The sequence below is a fragment of the Streptomyces sp. NPDC013455 genome, assembly GCF_040632975.1.
Classification (GTDB): Bacteria; Actinomycetota; Actinomycetes; order Streptomycetales; family Streptomycetaceae; genus Streptomyces.
This window is the reverse complement of the sequence record NZ_JBEYCX010000080.1, coordinates 1-1412: the sequence shown is the minus strand read 5'-3', so window position 1 is coordinate 1412 and position 1412 is coordinate 1. Positions and strand designations below refer to the sequence as shown.

Genomic DNA, 1412 nt, shown 5'->3' with positions numbered 1-1412 from the left:
CCGCTCCAGGAGGGCCTGCTCTTCCACCACCTCCTCGCCGAGGGCGGCGAGGACGCCTACGTCATGCGCGCCGTCCTGGAATTCGACGAGCGGGAAGGCGTCGACGCCTTCGCGGACGCGCTGCAGCGGGTGGTGGACCGGCACGACATCTTCCGTACGTCCCTGGTGTGGGAGGGCCTGCGTGAACCGGTCCAGGCCGTGTGGCGCCGTGCCACCCTGCCCGTCACCGAGGTCGCCCTCGACCCGCACGGCACCGACCCGATCGCCGACCTCGCCGCCGCCGGGGGCGCGCGCATGGACCTGGGCCGGGCCCCACTGCTCGACCTGTATGTCGCCGCCGACCCCGGCGGCGACCGCTGGCTGGTCCTCGTCCGGATGCACCACACGGTCCGCGACCACACCGCGCTCCAGGTGGTCCTCGACGAGGTGCGGGCCTTCCTCGCGGGCCGGGGCGCCGAACTGCCCGCACCGCTGCCGTTCCGCGACTTCGTCGCCCAGGCGCGCGGCGGAGCCGACCGGGCCGGACACGAGCGCTACTTCGCGGAACTGCTCGGCGACGTCACCGAGCCCACCGCCCCCTACGGGCTGACGGACGTGCGCGGCGACGGCTCGGACGCCGTCCTCGAACGGCTGCTCCTGGCACCGCAGCTGACCGCGCGGCTCCGCACGGCCGCCCGCCGCGCGGGAGTCAGCACCGCGACCGTCCTGCACGTCGCCTGGGGCCGGGTCCTCGCCGCCGTCAGCGGCCGCGACGACGTGGTCTTCGGCACCGTCCTGCTCGGCCGCATGAACGCGGGCACGGGCGCCGACCGTGTGCCCGGCCCGTTCATGAACATGCTTCCGGTGCGCGCCAGGACCGGCGCACTCGGCTCGCTCGCCGCCGTGACCGCCATGCGCGGCCAGCTCGCCCGGCTCCTGGAGCACGAGCACGCACCGCTCGCCGTGGCCCAGCGCGCCAGCGGAGTCACCGGCGACACCCCGCTGTTCACGTCGTTCCTCAACTACCGGCACAACGTCGGCCAGGACGCCGAGACGAGCTGGGATGCGGCAATGGAGGGCGCGCGCCTGCTGTACGCGCGCGAGCTGTCCACCTACCCGCTCGCGCTCCTCGTGGACGACAACGGGGACACGATCGGCCTGTCCGTGGACGCGATCGCCCCGATCGACCCCGCCGCCGTGGCCGCCCTGGCCCGCACGGCCGTCGAGCACCTCGTCTCCGCCCTGGAGTCCGCCCTCGACGGCGGGCCCGATCTCCCGCTGAGCGCCATCCGGGTGCTCGGGGACGAGGAGCGGCGTCGGGTGCTCGTCGACTGGAACGACACCGGGGCTGATGTGGTGCCGGCGACGTTGGGTGAGTTGTTCGAGGCGCAGGTGGGGCGGTCGCCGGATGCGGTGGCGGTTGTCTTCGAGGG

At 74.4% G+C, this 1412-nt stretch carries 1 protein-coding gene; it reads left to right on the top strand.

Features of this window, described 5'->3' with window-relative positions:
- A partial coding sequence (locus ABZ576_RS34385; protein ID WP_360750065.1) for a condensation domain-containing protein occupies nucleotides 1–1412 on the top strand: 1412 nt, incomplete at both ends.